Annotated in this window: 14 protein-coding genes; 1 reads left to right on the forward strand and 13 read right to left on the reverse strand. The window is 29.5% G+C overall.

The genetic code is table 11. From position 1 onward, the window contains the following. Positions 1 to 33: 33 nt before the first annotated feature. The 10 genes from CLCT_RS05585 to ileS all read right to left on the reverse strand — a co-directional run bounded on the left by CLCT_RS05585 (position 34) and on the right by ileS (position 12,604). A complete protein-coding gene (locus CLCT_RS05585; RefSeq protein WP_149062517.1) occupies positions 34 to 2,232 on the reverse strand; it encodes an endonuclease MutS2 in 2,199 nt (732 codons plus the stop codon). Continuing rightward, a complete protein-coding gene (locus CLCT_RS05590; RefSeq protein ID WP_149062518.1) occupies positions 2,232 to 2,579 on the reverse strand; it encodes a hypothetical protein in 348 nt (115 codons plus the stop codon). The genes CLCT_RS05585 and CLCT_RS05590 overlap by 1 nt, the downstream gene beginning before the upstream one ends. Then, positions 2,572 to 3,864, reverse strand: coding sequence for a UDP-N-acetylmuramate--L-alanine ligase (gene murC, locus CLCT_RS05595; RefSeq protein WP_149062519.1), 1,293 nt, complete (start codon positions 3,862 to 3,864; stop codon positions 2,572 to 2,574). Before murC ends, CLCT_RS05590 begins: the two co-directional genes overlap by 8 nt. 88 nt (positions 3,865 to 3,952) lie before the next feature. Next, positions 3,953 to 5,476 (reverse strand): LTA synthase family protein, encoded by a 1,524-nt coding sequence (locus CLCT_RS05600; RefSeq protein ID WP_149062520.1) that lies wholly within the window; start codon positions 5,474 to 5,476, stop codon positions 3,953 to 3,955. Positions 5,477 to 5,666: 190 nt separating this feature from the next. Next, a complete protein-coding gene (locus tag CLCT_RS05605) occupies positions 5,667 to 5,924 on the reverse strand; it encodes a hypothetical protein (protein ID WP_149062521.1) in 258 nt (85 codons plus the stop codon). A 35-nt stretch (positions 5,925 to 5,959) separates the two neighbouring features. Next, the gene (locus CLCT_RS05610; RefSeq protein WP_149062522.1) at positions 5,960 to 6,748 is read right to left on the reverse strand and encodes a carbon-nitrogen hydrolase family protein; all 789 of its coding nucleotides are present in this window, start codon (positions 6,746 to 6,748) and stop codon (positions 5,960 to 5,962) included. After that, the gene (gene xseB / locus CLCT_RS05615; RefSeq protein WP_039628709.1) at positions 6,741 to 6,914 is read right to left on the reverse strand and encodes an exodeoxyribonuclease VII small subunit; all 174 of its coding nucleotides are present in this window, start codon (positions 6,912 to 6,914) and stop codon (positions 6,741 to 6,743) included. Before xseB ends, CLCT_RS05610 begins: the two co-directional genes overlap by 8 nt. Then, a complete protein-coding gene (gene guaB, locus CLCT_RS05620) occupies positions 6,914 to 8,365 on the reverse strand; it encodes an IMP dehydrogenase (RefSeq protein WP_039668672.1) in 1,452 nt (483 codons plus the stop codon). The genes xseB and guaB overlap by 1 nt, the downstream gene beginning before the upstream one ends. 9 nt (positions 8,366 to 8,374) lie before the next feature. Then, positions 8,375 to 9,739 carry an Asp-tRNA(Asn)/Glu-tRNA(Gln) amidotransferase subunit GatA gene (gene gatA, locus CLCT_RS05625; protein WP_149062523.1) on the reverse strand — a complete coding sequence of 455 codons (1,365 nt, stop codon included), beginning with the start codon at positions 9,737 to 9,739 and terminating at the stop codon, positions 8,375 to 8,377. A gap of 99 nt (positions 9,740 to 9,838) precedes the next feature. Beyond that, a complete protein-coding gene (gene ileS, locus CLCT_RS05635; RefSeq protein ID WP_149062524.1) occupies positions 9,839 to 12,604 on the reverse strand; it encodes an isoleucine--tRNA ligase in 2,766 nt (921 codons plus the stop codon). A gap of 100 nt (positions 12,605 to 12,704) precedes the next feature. On the opposite strand from ileS, the gene CLCT_RS05640 reads away from it, so the two are divergent. Then, positions 12,705 to 13,796 (forward strand): CinA family protein, encoded by a 1,092-nt coding sequence (locus tag CLCT_RS05640; protein WP_149062525.1) that lies wholly within the window; start codon positions 12,705 to 12,707, stop codon positions 13,794 to 13,796. Positions 13,797 to 13,816: 20 nt separating this feature from the next. Here the strand turns inward: CLCT_RS05640 and CLCT_RS05645 are convergent, their stop codons facing one another. From CLCT_RS05645 to CLCT_RS05655, 3 genes are all read right to left on the reverse strand, one after another. Next, positions 13,817 to 15,616: a ShlB/FhaC/HecB family hemolysin secretion/activation protein gene (locus CLCT_RS05645; RefSeq protein ID WP_149062526.1), complete on the reverse strand. Its 1,800-nt coding sequence runs from the start codon at positions 15,614 to 15,616 to the stop codon at positions 13,817 to 13,819. 120 nt (positions 15,617 to 15,736) lie between these two features. Further along, on the reverse strand, positions 15,737 to 18,532 hold the full coding sequence (locus tag CLCT_RS05650; protein WP_170230440.1) for a two-partner secretion domain-containing protein: 2,796 nt from the start codon (positions 18,530 to 18,532) through the stop codon (positions 15,737 to 15,739). An 11-nt stretch (positions 18,533 to 18,543) separates the two neighbouring features. Continuing rightward, a complete protein-coding gene (locus CLCT_RS05655; RefSeq protein ID WP_149062528.1) occupies positions 18,544 to 21,162 on the reverse strand; it encodes a hypothetical protein in 2,619 nt (872 codons plus the stop codon). Positions 21,163 to 21,263 lie beyond the last annotated feature (101 nt).

Raw genomic sequence — 21,263 nt, forward strand, 5'->3', positions numbered from 1 at the left:
ATTATTGTTTTAAAGGTTTTACTATAATTTTACTTAAAGCTTAACCACCTTAGCACCAAAACCACCTTGATTAATCGGTGCATCATTAAAGCTTTTTACACTCTTGTGGGCTTTTAAAAACTCTTTTACCGCAAAAGCTAATTTTCCTGTACCTATACCATGATAAACTATCACCTCATCAAAACCTACTATCAAAGCATCAGAGATAAATTTATCTAATCTTTCAAGCGCCTCATCACTTTTTAAGCCGTGTAAATCTAAAGTCATATTTAAAGCACTTGGACGGGTTATATTAACACTTGATTTTGCCTTTTGTGTAGGGGTTTGATTGCTTTTTTTAAGAAGATTTAAAGGCACACGCAAACTTAAACCATCACTTTGAATCATCGCATCATTTTTTGAAATAGCTGTGATTTTACCTTTGATTTTTTCATATTTTACAAAATCTCCAACTCTAAGTTCTTCATTTTGCTCCATGCTTGGCAAAACAATGCTTTTTTTAAGCTCATTGGCTTTGTTTAAACTTCTTTGTTTTTCTTTAATATCTTTTAGATTTATCGTTTTTTTAGCTTCTTCTATGGCTTTGTGATATTTAAACTCTAAATTAGAAATAAGCTTTTTAAATTCTTGCTCATTTTTTTCTTTTTGATCTTTGAGTGAAAGTAAAATTTCATCTACCTTAGCTTCTTTTTCCTCAAGTTCTTCATTTTTCTTGCGTAAAGAAAGTTCAAGATTGATATTTTTACTTACCATCTCTTCTAAATTTTCTTTATCTTCACCATAAAGCTTTTTAGCATTTTGTACTAAATTTGCACTTATGCCATATCTTAAAGCCGTTTCAAATGCATAAGATTTACCTATAGTACCTTTTAAAAACTCATATTTTGGGCGTGATAATTCCTCATCATACAAAGCAGCGATGAGTTCTACTTGTGAATTTTTAGCCAAAAGCATAGCAAGGCGTTTATGGTGAGTTGTGATAATGATTTTATTATCTTGTTCTAAAAGCTTAGAAATAAGCTCAGTATATAAACACGCAGCTTCTTCAAAATCTGTCCCAAGCTCTATCTCATCAACCCCTAATAAAACATTTTTCTTGCCCAAAAGCTTAGAAAAATGTAACATTCTTCCTGCAAAAGTAGAAATATCGTTTTTTACATTTTGTGGATCTTCTAAAATCGCATCAAATTCTTTGAAGTTGCCTATTTGGCTTTTTTGCGCATTAATTCTCATAGGAAGTAAATGCTTTGCAAGTAAAGCTGCGCTTAAAATTCCTTTTAAAAGCATAGACTTACCACCTGCATTTACACCTGTGATGATTAAAACTTTTTTATTAAACTCTATATTAACACTTTTTGCATTTTTTAAAGCCGGATGTGCGAAGTTATATAAACTTAAATTATTAGAACTATCAGCTAAAACAAACTCATAATCATGCTTTTTAGCCATCAAAACTCTAGCGCTATAATGATCAAACAAATCAAATGCATTATTAATAAATTTCAAAAACATCAAATTTTTATAAAAAACCAAACTAATTTTTTTAGCATATTCATAAAAAATTTCTTCTTTGGCGTCTTTGATTTCATCAATTTGACTTTGAATTTTTTCTACACTTAAAGGCACCACATAAAATCCACCGCCGCTACTTCTACCTATGATTTTTGCTTTTAAGACATGATTAAATCCACCGCGTAAAAGCAAGGCTTCCATACCATTGATAAGATGAATTTGCGTATCGATCAAGTATGCATTAAGACTTTTAGTATAGGTAAGTTTTTTAAACTCAGCCACCAAGCTTTCTTTCTTCATTTTTAGAGCTAAATTTAAATTAACAAGTCTTTCATCAATACTTTCTTTAATCTCACCCTTTTCATCAAAATACTCAAAAAGCTCTAAAATAGCTTGTGGAATTTCTATTTTTAAAAGCCATTCTTTTAAACTTTCTTCAAATTTTAAACCCTTCAAGTATCTAAAATACATGCAGATTTTAATAACTTCAAAGCTTTGACTTAAATGCAAAATTCCTTGCTTGCTAAGATGAGTTAAAGCACTATTTAGCTCTTCTATCATGGGCGGGGGATTAAAATCAATCAGCGAAAGCTCATTAATCCTTTTATAATGAAGTTTGCTATCACCTTGTAAAAAAATTTCTTTATCTCTTGCAAAAAACCCCCTAAAGTCTTCTATATAACCATCTAAATCCAGCTTTTTAAAAAATTGCTCTTGCATTATTTATCTACCTTGCAATCTTTTATATCAAAAACATAGGCTTTAAATTGTTTATTTTTACCATTTGAAATAAAACTTTGCGTTCCATACTCAAAGTTAAAATACTCTTTAGTGACATTAATATCTTTACAAATTAGACTTTGTCCTTGTAAAAACGCATTGAGTGTTTCTTTTTTTAAAACTCCACTTCTTGTGGCACTTAACTCAAATTTAATCGCAAAAGCAATCATTAAAATCAATACTAAAATCAAAAGATAATTACTAATCTTGCCTATTTTTTTACGTAAAAAAACAAAAAAAAGCAAAATCGCAAAAAAAGCTAAGATATATAAAAAAATCTTAAACATATTTTCCCCTGAGCTTTGTGCTTATATCTCCTGCACCAAAGCCTATTACCAAACCATTTTCAATCAACTCATCATCAAGACAAATAGTGTTTTCTTCTCTTTTGATTTCTTTTATAAATTTAGCTTTTGGAAAGTATTTTTGCATATTAATTTCTATTTTAGCTTCCCCTGCTGCATACACAGGTAAAATATAAAGCTCATCAACATTTGCTAAAACCTCGCTAAAATACGATATATTTGCACTTAAACGCGTATAACGATGAGGCTCAAAAATCGCTATGATTTTTTTATATCCAGCTAGCCTTGCATACTCATTTGCTGCTTTAAGCGTGGTTTTGATTTCTGTTGGATGATGTCCATAATCATCAATCAAAGCCATATTTTCATCTGCAAACAAAATATCAAATCTTTTTTTAATGCCTTGGTATTTTAAAAGTTTAGTTTTTAGCTCTTCTATGTTTATAAATTCACTCGCAGCCAAAATAGCCAAAGCAGCATCCATCGCTACATGTTCACCCATACCAAAAATACTAAATTCACCTAAATCTTTAAGTGTAAAATAGGTTTTTGGCTTAAAATTTTCTACTTTCATATGAATATTTGTGATATCTTTACTTGGGTAAAGTTTTTTTGCGTTATTTAAATTTAAACTTGATAAAAACTCATCTTCAGCATTAATCACTTGGATTTTAGACAAGCACAAAAAGTCCTCATAAGCTTTATGTAATCTTGCAAGATCGTTTCCATAATGATCTAAATGTTCTGCTTCAACATTAGTCACTATAGCTAAATAAGGATTTGAATTTAAAAAAGAACTATCACTCTCATCGGCTTCAAAAATGAGATTTTCACTTTCTTTATAAAGCATATTAGTGCCGCTTTCTTTTAACACTGCACCAATAATCACAGAAGCTTCTATCAAGCTTGCTAAAATACTTGAAGTTGTGCTTTTACCATGAGCTCCTGCAACTGCAAAAACTCTTTTATCTTTTAAAATCATAGGCAAGGCTTCTTTTCTTGAAAGAGTTGTGATGTTTTGTTTTTTTGCACTAATTAATTCTTCATTGTCTTCTTTAATAGCAGCTGAATACACCACTAAATCCACATCTTTGACATTATCTTTATGATGAGGAATTTTTATATCTATGCCTTCTTTTTCTAATTCTTTTGTGATTTTACTTTCTTTGATATCAGAGCCACTAATCTTAAAGCCTTGCTCTTTTAAAAATCTCGCCAAAGCTGAAATTCCAATACCACCTATACCTATAAAATGAATTTTTTGCATTCTTGCCTCAAATTTTTTAAAAATTTAAGGCAAAATTTTATCATTTATTTACTAAAAATAAAATATAAAAAGTCCTTAGAGATAAAATCTACTCATCATTGTTTGATGTTTTAAGATTAACCAGTCTATAATTTAATTGCTTTTGAAATAATTCTTTATATTTTTTTGAAAAATTTTTATGATATAAATCTAACTCAAAAGCCTTATTTGTATCTTTTATACTAGTATTATTTTCAAAATAATAACCACTGTTTCCATCATACACTCCATTTTGATCTATCCAAACAAGCTCATTAAAACCAAATTCTAATTTTTCATTTTTTACAGGTGCTAACATATTTCTTCCACCTAGGCTTAAATACTTTGTGTTGCTAAGAGTAAGATTATAAAGTGTTGGAAAAATATCTTTATGTGAACCCACACGATTTTTATCATAATAAATATCATTTTTCAAAGACTTTGGAAGATATAAATAAAAAGGCACACTATAGGCAAAAGCTTTTTGGGATTTTATATCCATCTTAATATCTCTAAATCTATGATCACCTGTAGTAGCAATAATAATATTTTCTCTCAAACTACTATCTTTTATGCGATCTAAAAATTTTCCAAATTCATCATTTGCATACGCATAAGCATTTAAAGCACCTATAGAATCACTGATAATAAATTGATTTAATATTTTTTCATCTAAAGCATTCTCATCAATAAGTTGTGTTTTGCTTTTGTGTATATAAGGTCTATGAGTAGAAATACTAAGAGAAATAACAAGCGTAGGATTTGTAGCATTTTCAAAAATAGAATATATTTTTTTATACATAAACTCATCGGCTATACCGTATTTGTGTTTTGTTTTTCTAGCTTGTGGAAAATCTTGCATCAGTGTATTTTCATCTATGATTTCATCTACACCTTGATTTTTAAAATAATTGCCAAGATTATACCAAGAAGCATTACCACTATAAATAAAAACTATTTTATACCCTACATTCTTGTAAATTTGCAAAGGCGTAAAGGCTAATTTTTCTTTTTGATACAATCCATTTGAAATAATATTTGGACTTAAAAAAACCAAACGATTGAAACTTTCTATGGTATTGTTTGCACTAGATAAAAATCTAGTAAAAATAATATCTTGCTCAAAATGTTTTTTTAAATTTCCCAAAAGATTAATGTTTTTAGTGCTAAGATCAGCTAAATTTAAACCAAAACTTTCCATGATGTTAATATAAATATGATTTTTAGCATGATTTTGATGTGTCAAAGTAGTATCAAACATAGGAAAAAGTTTTTCTTCTAGTTGATTAAGCTGTTTTATATCTACACTTTTAAACTTCTGCTGATTTTTATACTCTTTATATGCCCATGAAAAAGCCATCAAAGGATTTGTAGAAATTTCATTAAAAGCTTTTATAGTGCTAAATTCATAACTTGAAGCTCTTAATGCATTATAAGCAAAATGTCCTCTTAACGCTACAATATAAGCATAAATTAGTAAAATGTTTAATAAAACAAAAAATACTAGTTTTATTTTAATAATCTCTAATTTTAAGCTAAGAATTTTAATATTAAGATAAAAACAAAATATACTAAAAATTACAGCTAATAACAATGCTTTTATAATAGGATAATCAGAAAAAACTATAGATAATATTGCCTTAGTATTATCATCTTTTAAACCAAAAATAAAAATATCAATTTTGCTTGTATAAAGTTGAAAGTAATAATAATGTATAAACGCAGAAATTAAAACAACAAAAGCTATAAAAGCTATATAAAAACTAGAAAGGTAAAAATAAAATTTAGCGATTACCCCCCCCCGTAACGTAATATTTTCTATCTTTAAAAACCAAACTTATATAAGAAAATAAACCACACAAAAATAAAGGTAAAAAAATAGCACTAAAGGTTCTCATATCATGACCTAATCCATATACATATACCATTAAGCTATTTTCACTTTCACTGGTTAAATTTTTTATCATCAAAAACCTAACTAAAGCAAAAATTCCCATAAAAATAAAACTAAAAGAAAGAATTTGTAATAAAATTTTTCTCATTATATTCCTTTGATAATATTTTCTTGTTAAAAAGATTATTCTTCGTAATTTTTTATAAGCTTATCAAAGCCCCATAAATTTCTAGCTTCATTTGCCTTGCCAACTTCTACCACAAGCATTTCTTCTTGATCACCAAGTTGCTCTTGCACTTCCCCAAAAGCGTTGATAAAAAAGCTATCTCCATAAAATTTCCAATCATTTTCTTGCTTTAAATTGCCTATGCGATTAACCCTTAAAATACTTGTTGAGTTTAAAAAAGCTCTTGTTTTTAAAAGCTCTAGCCATCTTTGGTTACTCTCAAAAGTACTAGCTGTAGGAATGATGACTAAGTCTATCTTTTTTTTCATAATCATTTGCCAAAAGATATCAAAATGTGCTTCAAATCCAAAAAGCAAAGCACATTTTAAGCCCTCATGCGGGAAAGCAAAAAGTTTAAGCTTATCAGTTTTTTTATTGCTAAAAAATTTTTCTTCATTCCAGTGTGTATAAGGCATTAAAATTTGTTGCTCATACACTTTTACATTTTGTGGGCTTACTTTTAAGCATAATTTTTTTAAGCCATCATTTTCTACACTTATGAATGGTGCAATGATGTTTAAATCATATTTTTTAGCAAATTTTATCAAGCTTGCTTTTTTGCTTTGACTTTGTTCTTTAATCATACTTTTTGGCATAGTTTTTAGCTCACTAAAAAAGCTATTTAAAACATACTCGCCCAAAACCACCAAATTTGCACCACTTTCCTTAGCAGCTTTTAGATAATAATCAAGCCTTGATTCACTCAAAGCCAAAGTTGGAAATTGTAAAGCTACAACACTACTCATCTACTTGCTCAATTTCTAATTTAGCATTTTCAAGCATAGTTCTTGCTTGCTTGATACTTTTTAGACCTTCTTTATAAATTTCTACACAAGTTTTAAGGTCTAAATCTTTATCATTAAGTTTTTCTAAAGAAAGCTCAGCTTGTTTGATGTGATCTTCAAATTCCATTAATTACTTACCTTATAATTTGGTGCTTCAGCAGTGATAGTTACATCATGCACATGACTTTCTTTTAATCCTGCTGCGGTGATTTCTACAAATTCAGCTCTTTCTTGGAAAGCTTTGATATCTACTGCACCTACATAACCCATAGAAGATCTAAGCCCACCTAAAAGTTGATGTACTACACTTTTTATACTTCCTACATAAGGCACCCTACCTTCAATTCCCTCGGGCACAAGTTTATCTTGAGCGGTACCTTCTTGGAAATATCTATCTGAACTTCCTTTTTGCATAGCACCTAAACTTCCCATACCACGGTAACTCTTATACTGTCTTCCTTGATAAGTAAATAACTCACCTGGACTCTCATCTGTTCCTGCTAAAAGCGAACCTATCATCACACTACTTGCACCTGCTGCGATAGCTTTTGCTATATCACCTGAGTATTTTATACCCCCATCAGCAATTACTGGCACACCATATTTACTTGCTTCTATCGCACATTCATCTATAGCTGAAATTTGAGGCACACCCACACCTGAAACAATGCGTGTAGTACAAATACTTCCAGGCCCTATACCTATCTTAACAGCGTCCGCACCTGCTTCACATAGATCTTTAACTGCTTTAGCACTTGCAACATTTCCTACTATCACATCTACATTAAACTCAGCCTTAATTGCTTTTAATGTATCAATAATCCCTTTAGAATGCCCATGCGCACTATCCATGACTATAACATCAACTTCAGCTTCCACTAAAGCTTTTACGCGATCAAGCTGACCTACACCCACAGCTGCGGCCACTCTTAATCTTCCATAGGCATCTTTATTTGAATTTGGGTATTCTTTACGTTTTTTTAAATCTTTTATAGTAATCAAACCTTCTAAACGATTATTTTCATCTACGATCGGAAGTTTTTCTACCTTATTGGTAGAAAAAATCCTTTCTGCATCATCTAAAGTAGAACCTTTTTTAGCAGTGATTAAAGGCATTTTTGTCATTACATTTTCTACTAAATTATCAAAATTAGTTTCAAATCTCAAATCGCGATTAGTTAAAATTCCTATTAGAGTTTTATTCTCATCTACCACAGGAACTCCTGAAATTCTATATTCAGCCATGAGTTCTAGCGCTTCTTTAACGCTTGCTTTAGCCCCTATGTAAATAGGATCCATAATTACGCCACTTTCGCTTTTTTTAACTCTTTTTATCTCTCTAACTTGTGAAGCTATATCCATATTTTTATGGATTACCCCTATACCACCAAGTCTTGCCATCATGATAGCTGCTCTATGCTCAGTAACCGTATCCATAGCAGCTGAAATTAAAGGCATGTTTAATGTGATATTTTTTGTAAGTCTTGTTTTAATATCCACTTCTTTGGGTAAAACCTCAGAATATTGAGGAACTAGTAAAACATCTTCAAAAGTCAAAGCGCGTTTGATGATTTTCATAATTTTCCTTTATTTATTTTTAATAATTTCTTCTAAGCTTAAAGCACCATCTAGCAAAGTTTGTTCATCGTAAGCTTTACAGATAAGCTGCGCAGAGACATTAAGTCCATTTTCATTTTTTCCTACTGGCACGCTAATGCCACCAAGTCCTGCTAAATTCACTGAAATAGTAAATACATCTTCTAAATACATTTGAATAGGAGTTTTAACATCATTAAAGCCAAAAGCAACGCTTGGGGCAACTGGCATAAAAATCAAATCACAATCGTTTAAAATTTCCTCATATTTTTGCTTGATAAATCTTCTAGCCTTTTGTGCTTTGATATAGTATGCATCATAATACCCACTACTTAAAACAAAGGTTCCTAGTAAAATTCTTCTTTTTACTTCCTCGCCAAAGCCTTCACTTCTGCTATTTACATACATTTGGCTAAGATTATCACATTTTTCACTTCTTCTACCATATCTTACACCATCATAACGACTCAAATTTGCACTTGCTTCAGCTGCTGCTATGATATAATAAGCTGCAACATCAAATGTAGAATCCATTAAGTCCTTATAAACAATCTCATGTCCATTTGCTTTTAGCATATCTATGGTTTTTAATAAGGCTTGTTTTACATCATCATTGGTTTGTTCTATATAATTTTTAATCACAGCTATTTTTAGCTTTTTATTTGCATTTAGTTTTGGCGCGGTTGGTTCAAAAGCTGTGTTTGTACTTGTACTATCTTTTTCATCATAACCTGCAATAGCATCATACAAGATCGCAGCATCTTCAACATTTTGTGTTAAAACTCCGATTTGATCAAGACTTGAAGAATATGCTGCTAAACCATACCTACTAACTCTTCCATAACTTGGCTTAAATCCAACACAACCACAAAATGCAGCAGGCTGTCTTACCGAACCACCCGTATCTGAACCCAAACTTGCTAAGGCTATCCCTGCAGCAACTGCCGCAGCGCTCCCTCCACTACTTCCACCTGGGACTTTAGTATTATCAAGCGGGTTTAAAGTCTTGCCATAAAAAGAAGTCGCGCTCGTACTTCCCATAGCAAACTCATCCATATTACATCTTCCAAATGGAACAAAATTATTTTTACGTAAATTTACAATGGCACTTGCATCATAAGGAGCTACATAGCCTTGTAAAATTTTAGAACCGCAAGTTAATTCCCAATCTTTTACGCTAATATTATCTTTTATAGCTACTGGCACACCGACACCTGAAATACTTAAGTCTTTATTTAAAAACTGCTCTATATAAGCACCTAAATGCTTTTGCTGATATGCTTTTTCATTTAATTCTTTTTTTAGATTTTCTAATTCTTCATTTGAAAATTTCAAAGCTTCTTTTAAAGTTACCATTATTTATCCTTAAATTTTTTAACCAAATAAAACAAAAAAAGCGTGATAAATAAAAAGCCTAATAAAGTAATCACTACCACGCTAAAAGGTAAAGCTTGTTCAAACATTTTTTGCTTTTTCTACACTATTACATCTTGGACATAAACATTCTTCTTCTTTTGCTAAAAACTTCCAACATCTTGGACACTTGTGTAACGAAGAACGCACAATTTTAAAACTATGATCATTTATTTTAAACTCACTCAAAGCTTCTTTATCATCTAAGCTTTCTACTGAGCTTACCATAAACCAATCAGCTACTTCTTCAATATCTTCGCTCAAAAGCTCATTTGCACTTGTTTGCAAACTTAACTCTAAAGTTGATTTGATGATTTTGTCTTTTTTTAATATATCAACAAGTTCAAAGAATTTTTCTCTTGATTTTATAAATAATTCATCTTCGATTTTATACTCATAATCAAAGCCATTTTTTAACACCAAATCAAACACATCTTTAGCATTTTCTTTAATAGCTACATTTGCATGCTCTAGCGCTTCGTCTATCGTGTAAGTAAGACTTGGGGCTAAAAGCGCAAAAATCTTTCTAGCTATTAGTACCATAGCACTTTGCGCGCTTACTCTCTTTGTGTCATCTTTTGCATTACAATATAATCTATCTTTACACACATCTAAATAAATTCCACTTAAATCCGCACTTAAGAAATTTAAAAGAACGCTAAAACCTTTTGCAAATTCATATTTTTCAAAAGCAGCTTCACACGCTTCAAAAGCAACTTTTGCACGCATTAAAATCCACTTATCTAAAAGTGTGAAATTTTTTGTTTCTAAAAATTCCATATCATTAGTGTTTGCAAGTAAAAATCTTATAGTGTTTCTTATCTTTCTATACTGCTCGCTTACTTGTTTTAAAATATTGTCTGAAATTTTTAAGTCCGTTGAATAATCACTAAGCATTATCCAAAGTCTTAAAATTTCTACCCCATAATTTTTAGCTACATTTTGAGGCAAGATGACATTACCCTTAGATTTACTCATTTTTTGACCCTTTTCATCTACGGTAAAGCCATGAGTAAGTATGTTTTTATATGGGGTTTTGTGATTGATCGCAGTAGAAATTAAAAGTGAGCTTTGAAACCACCCACGGTGCTGGTCACTTCCTTCAAGATACATTGAAGCTTGGTATTCCCCTGCATCGTATCTAGCCGAGTTTAATACTGCTTCCCAAGTACTACCACTATCAAACCAAACATCTAAAATATCATAAACTTTTTCTAAATTATTTGGATCATATTTGCTATTTTGCGGTAATAAATCTTTTATTTCTAAATCCCACCACGCATCAGCTCCATTTGCTTCAAAAATTCCCACTAAATGATCTAAAACATCATCATCAAAAATCACTTCTTTGGTGCTTTTATCTCTAAAAAATGCTATAGGCACACCCCAATCTCTTTGTCTTGATATACACCAATCGGGACGATTTTCTATCATAGAACTAAGTCTTTTTACTCCACTTTCTGGGTAAAATTTCACATTATTTAATTGTTCTAGCGCTAGCTCTCTTAAAGATTTTCCATCTAGCTTTTTCTCATCCATTAAGATAAACCATTGTTTTGTAGCTCTATAAATAACCGGTTTATGTGTTCTCCAGCAAAATGGATAAGAATGTGTAAATTTGGAACTCTCAAGCAAAGCTTCGCCAAGTAATTCTAAAATACGCTCATTTGCTTTAAAAATATGAAGTCCTATAAACTCATTTAACAAATGTTCTGGTAAAAGTCCTTTAGCTCTTAGCGTTTCATCATAACACCCACCATCATCTACCGGCATAATCACTTCAATGCCATATTTTAAGCACACATAATAATCATCCTCACCATGGCCTGGTGCAGTATGTACAAGCCCTGTCCCGCCTTCCATTAAAACATGATCACCCAAAATAAGAGTGGATTTTCTTTGATTGAGTGGATTAATAGCGCTTAGATTTTCAAATTCAGAACCTAAAAGTTCTTTTTGAATTTTTCCTTGAGTAAAGTTTTTATTGATCATATTTTCAAGTAAGGCTTTAGCAAAAATATAACCCTCTTCAGTGATAACATATTTTTCATTTGGATTTAAAGATATAGCTTGATTTGCTGGTAAAGTCCAAGGTGTAGTAGTCCAAATTACCGCTTTTGCTTTTTCAACTCCTAATTTTTCAACCGAAGTTTTATCAAGCTCAAATGCTACAAAAATAGAATAATCTTCTTTGTCTTCATACTCTACTTCAGCTTCTGCTAATGCACTCTTAGCAGCCCAGCTCCAAAAAACAGGTTTACTTCTTTCTAACAAAAGTCCTTTTTTGGCGATTTTACATAAAGCTTTGTAAATATCTGCCTCAAAAGCATTTTTCATAGTCAAATATGGCTCATCCCAATCAGCAATCACACCCAAAGACTTAAATTCATCTCTTTGGATATTTACAAATTCTCTCGCATGCTCTCTACAAAACTCACGAATTTCTTTTTTGCTTAAACTTTGCTTTTTATCTTTAAGTTTAACTTCAACTTGTTGTTCTATCGGTAAACCATGGCAATCCCAACCAGGAGTAAAACGCACTTTTTTACCTTGAAAATAATGCATTTTTATGATGATATCTTTTAAAATTTTATTTAAAGCATGGCCAATATGCAAATGTCCATTAGCATAAGGAGGGCCATCATGTAAAGTAAAACTCTCACTTACCTCTTGTCTTTTTTGTTTCATTTTCTCATAAGCATAGTTGTTTTCAAACCACTTGCTAAAACGCTTAGGCTCAAGCTCTGCTAAATTTGCACGCATTGCAAAAGTCGTATTTGGAAGCAATAGCGTATCTTTATAATCCATATAATCCACCTTGAAAAATTTAAAAATAGTAAATTCTACTTAAAATACTTTTAATTTGCACTTATTTTTTTGTTATAATCGCAAGAAAAAAAGGAAAATCATGAAACATCTTATCATCATCATAGGTAGTGAAATTATTATCAATGAAAATTATATGCATTATATACAAGAAGAATACAAAAAGCAGTTTTTAGAACTTCATGAGCTAAAATTTATAAACAAACCTGACAAAGAGCTTCCTTTTTTACTTGAAAAACTTTCTAAAGAATATGATTATATAACCATTTTTAGCATTAGCGAATACTATACAACCATAGCTAAAATCATAGCAACCCTAAATGATGATGTTTTAATCTTAGAAAATGATACCCTAGTACCCTCAAAAGCTTTGCGTGAAAAAAATTCCTTTTTAAGCTCTTTTGAACAATGCCATATTAATTTATTAAACATAAATATAGAACAAAAATTACCTTCGGTTTTACAAAATCCTGAACTTGATTATGCCTATTTTTGTCTTTTAGATATAGATGAAATGAGTGCGAATATCCTACTTAGTACGCTTACTGCGTCTTTTGAAATTCAAACTAGCTCAAGCGCATTATTAGATAATCTCATTTGTATTAGAGCAAGCACTAGTCAGTATGGAAAACTAGAAGGCTTTTTAAAAGGTGTTTTTAAACTTTTTACTGGAAAAGTATTCTTAGGAAATGATCCTATTAAATTTATAGCTAAAAAACTTTTAGAAAAAAACTTAAAAATTTCTTTTGCAGAAAGCTGCACCGCAGGACTTTGTGCTTCAAAATTTGCTGAAAATTCAGGAATTTCTAGCATATTTGAAGGTTCTTTGATCACTTATTCTAATCGTTTAAAAAATTCTTGGCTTGGTGTGAGTAATGATACCTTAGAAAGTGTTGGAGAATACTCTGATCGTTGTATTTATTTTATGTTAAAAGGGATTTTTAAAACCACAAATTGTGATTTTGCTTTAGCACTTAGTGGGGTAGCCGGGGAAGAAAATGATAAAAACACCAAAGCAGGTACCATCTACATAGGAGCTATGTATAAAGATGGAACATTTTTACAAGAATGCATTCACATACAAGGTAACAGAAATTACACAAGAGAACAAGCTAGTTTGGCCGCATATTGTTTAATGCTTAGATTAAAACCTGAAATTTTCTTTGGTGTTTAAAACCATAAAAGCGGTGGTAACTAAAAATACACCCCACCACTTAAATACAATTTCATTCTATAATCATCATCATATTTATATTGATGTAACGCTCTTGCCCCATCAAGCTTTATGTAATATTCATTAGTTTTATTATAAAGTATTTGTAAACCCACTGCATCTAAAAAATGTTCATCTGCTAATCTATCCCCTGAGTCTTTTTCATACCAAGCATACCCTATATCATAAAAAGGTGTAAAATAAAAATTAGTATTTGGTATATTTATTCTTATACCAAAGTTGGCCACTATGGTATTATCTCCATCACCCTCACCATTATCATAAGCTCTTACTCCATAAGCACCACCTAAAGATGAACTCTCAGAAGAATCTAATTCAAAATTTCCTAATACCTTTTGATAGTTTATATTTAAAGTATGAGTAATATACTCATTAATACTATAATAATTATTCACACTAGCATTGAGTTTTCTAAACCAGCCAAAGCCTTTACTATTTGTATCAAGAATTAAACCACCTATTTTAGTGCCATCATCGCTTACCTTACCTATACTAACCTTAACACTATAACTTAAGGTATTATTTTCAAATCCTCTAAATAAACCTTCTAAACCCATACTTCCAACATTAGAACTTTTATCAAATGTTAAAAAACCTCCACTTGTATCACTAAGTTCTTTATGATATATACTAGAAGTAAAGTATAAAGATGAATAAGTATTAATCCATACAGGATAAGAAAAATCTATACCGAAATTTTTAGAAGTACCATAAAACCCAGCATCCTTATATTTATCACCTAAAGAATAAGATCCTTGAGATATACTTGGAGTAACTTTTAAATTACCTAAAAAGAAAGTATAATTAGCTCCATAGTTAACTTGTTTTTCATTACTTGATTGTAGGTAAAAATTATAATAATCACCCATATTAAATATAGAATTAAATCCCATACTAATACCAGCTCTTATATTACCCGCACTTTCAATGCCATAATTATCAGCATATAATAATACATTAGCTTTAGTATCAGGTTCTACTTCTATTACTACATCAGTTTCTCCCACATTCTCTCCTGCTTGTAAACCTGCTAGGGTTTGTACTCCATACATTTCATTGACTTTATATACACTATCTTCTATTAATTTAGTAGAGATAATCTTACCTTTAATTCTTTCATTAAGTTTACTTTCTATAAAATGATCTTTTATAGTAGTTTTATTTTTTATTATATACTTACCTAATGTTCCTAAGGCTATATTTATTTGCACACTATCTTCAAATTCTTGTTGTGGCACATAAGCTGTTGCAGCAGGATAGCCATTAACTTGGAAATAATATGCAATAATATTGGATATATCTTGTAAATCTTGTAAGCTAAATTTTCTAGCACTAAAATCACTAACTAGGTTTTGTAAATCTTGCTCATTAATACCTAGTTTTCCAAAGCTAGTATCTTTATTAACAATAACAAATTTATACTTAGTTATAATCTTTTTAGTATCATTTGTGTTGATATTGGTTTGATTGTTTGAGTTGGTAAGATTATTGCTAGTTGCATTAGAGTTGGCTTTATCTTCTTGTTTGAATTTTTCTTTTAGAGCTTTCTTTTTTTCTTCAAAGTCTTTTTTAGCTTCCTTTGTTTTTTCATAATCTTGTTTAGTTTTTAGATTTTCTTTAATGGCTTTGTTTTGTGGAATATTTCTATCAGGAGATAATTCTATAATCTTTTCCATATCATTTTTAGTTATAGTAATACTTCCTTCATTAGCATAGATTAAAGAACTAATTGCTATGGTACTAAGTAAGAATTTTTTCATGATGATTAATCCTTTTTGTATTTATAGTTTTTATTAATTTGTTTTGTTATTAAATGATGAAATATTGTTTGATATAAACTTTTTTATTTTGCTAGGATATAGCTATCCTAGCAAAGTATTTTATAATCCTCCAACAGCACAAGGATTCATAGTTTTAAAATTATCACTTACTATACAAGTTCTATTTTTTTGCATCATTGCTGTTTCTTCTACTTCTTTTTCTTCTTTTTCTTCTTCTACAGTTTCATCACCTATTAAGTTGAAAGAAGCAGTTTGCTCAAATTCTAAATCATTATCAGGAAGTTCTGGTTTATTTGGATCTTCTCCGCCCCCACCTTCTTCTGTGATTTGATCTAGTTTTGGGTTAGTGTTTAAAATAACATTTGCAAAAGCACCAATAATTTTAAAGTGACCATTAGAATCTTTACTAGCTTTATCTTGCCATAATTTTAAAGTGTTTTGATTTAATCCTATTTCACTAGCTAATACATCACTTTCACTCATTAAAGTATTGATTTGATTTTTTAGTGTAATAAATTCTGGATCGCTTTCATTTGCCAATCCCTTATTAATCAATGCTACATAGTTATTGTAAGCTTTAATAAGTGTATCAAGTTCTTTTTGTTTAGCAAGCAATATATTTAATTTATCATTTGTAGCATTAACTAAATCTTTTAATTGGGTATTGATAAATAGTAAAAGCTCTGTCTTATTTTTATTGAAAGTATTAAATTTATCACTAGCTTTTTTATAATCTGTACTAAATTTTTCCAATATATCTTGCATACCGCTTTGTCCATATAAAGCTTCTAAAAAGGCAATGCTTTGTTGTATTTCTTCTGAAACACCTTGTAATTTAAGATCTTTAATATCTATCCAATATGTTCCATTGTATATTTCATCAAGCCATTTATTTAAATCATTTGCACTAATTACATCATCACTTTCTAAAACAACATCAGGGTCGGTAGGATCGATAGGTTTAAATGGTTTTTGTATAGTATCTGCTTTAGATAAAAAATCTTTGTAAGTATCATTTTGAGTAGAATCATCATAAGTATGAATATTTATTTTATCTGAAATATAACCGTTTTGATTAAAATCATTCACAAGAAATGAATCATTGTTTATGTTTGACAAAGTGTTATCGTTAGAATATATATGAATATTATCCAAGTTAGCATTTAAAATCCCTGCAAATTTCCCTAGATAATATCCTCTAAAATATCTATTATATGATATTTGAGAATTCTTACCTATAAATATATAAATATTTTGTATGGTATCTTTTTGACTTCCATACAATGCTCCAGCAAAAGAACCAATATATAGATCATAATTTCCCCAAGCCCCATTAACAGATATATTGCCAACATTATCAATTGCAATATTTTTAAAACTATTAGCATTACCAGAAGATGAAAGTTGATCGGATCTACCAACAAACCAACCAATATAAGATGTAAACACATTTCCTATTTTATTTGTCAATGAAATATCACCAATATTATTTAAAATAATATTATCATAGGTTGTAGATGAATTCATTCCTGTAAATCCACCCACACCAACAGCATTGCCTGCAGATTGTCCTTCATTTAAAGCACTGATACTTTCTATTTGATTAATTGTTACATTGGATATGTAAGAATCGCTTATATTGCCACTAAAACCACCTACAATTCTTACCCCATTAATGGCACCAATATTATTCAGTGTTATATTTGAAATATTACTATTTCCTATATATCCTGCAAACCCACCTATTCTAAATGGTAAATCTTTATCATATTTAAAATTTATAGCATCAATAACAATATTAGAAATTTCAGCATTATTGATTACACCAAATAAACCAACATTATAATCTTTATTAGCATTAATGGTAATATTTTTTAATGTGTATCCATTGCCATTGAACATTTTATCAAAAGCGTTTTTATAGTCATAAGCAATTGGATCTACTGTTGTACCACTAAAATCAATATCATCTACTAATCTAAATTCATCAATATTTTTAGTATCACCTAGACCTTCATTCCACCCTTTTGAAAAATGCCACCATTCTATAGCATTAGCTTTTTCATCTCCCATATTTCCTATGGTTAAGGCTTTTTTGAAATTAAAATTTCCCTTATGTGTTTGTCCATTAGTTTCTGTATAATCTGCATTATTTATGTTTACATTTTTTGTAAAACTATAATTATCATTAGCAAAATTTATCATTTGTCTTTGTATATAACCACCTTTTAAGGCTGTTACATTAATGGTAGAGCTTAATTTTACACTATCTGCATCCACAAAAACTTTATTCCCCACTAAATGCGTAGTTGAGTTTTTATTTCCTAACTTGCCACCTTGTATATCTACCTTATTTCCTATAAGCAACACATCATTTGTATTAATATTACCCATATTAACTACATTACCTGCTTTGTGTGGTTTAAATACAGGGGAAAAGCTTAAACCCTCATCAAAGCTTTTTAAGTTAGCAAATGCTTTCATATCTCCATCACTCATAGAAGAAGTTGAAGCTACAAAGCGATTAGCGTTAATGGTTCCTGTTTTAGTAATGATTACTCCATTAGGATTAATTAAAAACACATTGTTGCCACTTGCATTTAATATACCTTCTATAGTAGATTTACTAGTACCATGAGCAATATTTAAGTAGTTTTTATTCGAGCCATTGAAGTTTACTTGCTCATTCTTGCCTATATTAAATCCTCCACCCCATTGTATGACGGAGTTTGTTCCATTGCCCATAATATTCATATTATTACCACTAGTACTTATACTTCCACTAGTTCCATGAGTAAATTTACCTCCACTAGGTAAAGCCATTAGTGGAGAAAAAAGCATTGATACTGTTATACCTGAAAGTATTATATGATTTGAGAGTTTGTATGTTTTCATCATTAATCCTTTTAGTTTTTATTTAAATTTACTACTATGCTTTTTGCATCATTACTTACACTTAGAGTGTATTTAGCTTTTTGTACTTTTGCTTTGATATTTTTGTGTAAGCTTTTATTGTTTTTTACTAAGACATTTAATAAGCTTTGTAAATCTTCTTGATTTAAATGCTTATTATTTTCATCTACAAAGCCTTTTTCACTTTGCATTAAGATAAAACTTTTGTTTTTTACATTGTTATTAGTGTAGATATTAATAGAACTTTCTTTGCTTATATTTATTTCTTCTTTAGTACTTAGATAAGTTTTAACATTATCTTTTAAGATAAAACTATAATGATCAAAGTTATTTACCATATTAGCTTTTATGTTTGTATTTAATATTAAATGATTATTGGTGTTGTTTTTATGATCTAAAGCTTTATAGCTAAAAGAATTTTCATTTTTTAAAGATAAAATATTTCCTGCTAATACATCAATATTTGTATTTTTAAAGATATTAGTATCACCACTTAAATATAAGGTATTATTATAGCTTTTATCATTGATATTATAAGTAGCCGAAGGAGCTATAAATATAGCTTCTTGATTTTTATACTCATCTATATTTAAATTATTTATATGGATATAATTATCATGGGTGTTTTTAGAAATACCAGCAACAATAATTACACTACCTTCTCTTTTATCAGAAGCTGTTCCAAGTGTTACATTATCAAATATAAAATCATTATTAGAGCTTTCTTCTTCAGCTTTAATAATATAAACATTATCATGTGCTGCAGAAGAATAATCTTTGATATTTAAAATATTATCATTTGCGCTTTGATTAGCTCTTAGAATAATTTTAGAACCTTTATCAATATTAGAGGCATTTGATAAAGATTGCACCATGTTATATTTAATAGTATTTTTTTCTAAATTATCAGCTTCTATAATAGTGGTTAGATTTCTACCTGATTTTACATTATCTAAAACTATACTATTAGCATTGGCACTACTTGCATAATAATCTTTATTATCTAAAGTAGCTTTGCTTACTCCATATAAATATAAAGGCATAGCAATATTTGAGTTTTTAATAACAATGCTATTATTATTTGCTTTAGAGCTTAGAGTTTTTGCTGCTGTAATTTGAATTTTATCTTGATAGTTTTCAACAATAAGATCTTGAGTTAAATCACCTTTAATAATAATATTATTTCTATTAGCACCTTTTGTTGCTACTCCACCATAAAGATTAAATTCATTTTTACCAGTTGGATTAGAATTGATTTCAAATGGAGCCTGAAGGTTAATATTAATATTATTATCATTAGCTACACCATTACTAGTAGCTCCCCCATATAAATCCAATAAAGCTCTTACTTCAATATTAGCATTTAAGTTGAGCAAGGTTTGGAGATTTTTTATATCTATATTATTTTTATAAGCATTTCCTTGTATGATTTTAGCACCATAAATTTCTCCTTGTAAAATAGCATTATAAGCTAATGGGGTATTTTTAGTATCTACTCTTAAATCTAGTTTTAAATCATTAATCAATACACTATTATTACTTACTTCATAACTTTGATTGTTATTTACATCTACAAAAGTTCCAGCTAAGTGAGTAGCAGCTGAAGTAGAATAAGCTCCACTTGGACCATGTACTAATAAAGAAGCTCCATCAATGATCACTTTATTATTTTTAGCATTACCATTATATACCATAGCACCGACAATATGTGTCATTCTTTCATCAAATATATTAGCACCTAAAGAGCTTTGTTTATAAGGAGTAGTATGAAAATCTATTCTTACTCCCTTATTTAATATCACACTATTATTATTAGCATTAGCATCAATTCCAAAAGCACCTACAATATAAGGAGCACCATTTAAAGGCAAGGTATAAGTATTTTCAACACCCATATTTACATAGGCATCTTTTAAGAAATTTAATGTATTGTTATTTACTTCACCCTTTCTTGCTATAGCTGGAGTGATTAAAAAATTATATTTATTATCCAAACCACTAGCTTGAGGATTAGCTACTTCTTTATCCGTAGGTTTTAAATAATATACTGAAGATAATTCTCCTGCTTTTAATATCAAAGTATTATTATTAGCTTTAGCATTGAAAGTATAAGCAGAAACTAAAAAAGGTATATAACTTATTTGAGAGGCATTGATATTATTAGCTGCATAAGAATTATGATAACCATTAACTACAAAAATATCTTCTTTAATACTTGGTGTAAGTATGTCTTGTTTAAAATACATATCATTCATTTTAGAATGAGCTTTATCTTTAGGATTATCATAAATTAAAGTGATATTTGAAAGGTTTTTATTGCTAGCCATTTGGCCATAAAAATTTTTACCACTTAAGAGTTTGTAAGTATTAAGATTATAATCATATACATCATTATTACTAAATTTATGTTCTTTGATTATATAAGTATTAGAAGTTTTATCATAATCTGCTTCAGTAGCAGCTTCTAAAGAACTTAGTGAAAAAATAGCAAATAAGGAAAGTTTTAAAAGATTAGAGGATTTATAGTTTTTTAAAGAAGTCAAAAAACGAAAATTATCGTTCCCCCCCCCCAGTGGAGTGTTTTTTATACATATTTTTATCCATTGAAACAAGTCCTTTCAAAAAAATATTTAATATGTTGATTGATTATTTATCTCATTAGAATTAGTAATAATAATTACTAACAAACTATTAATATATTAAGAATATTATT

Source organism: Campylobacter lari subsp. concheus (assembly GCF_008245025.1).
In the GTDB taxonomy this organism is placed as follows: Bacteria; Campylobacterota; Campylobacteria; order Campylobacterales; family Campylobacteraceae; genus Campylobacter_D; species Campylobacter_D concheus.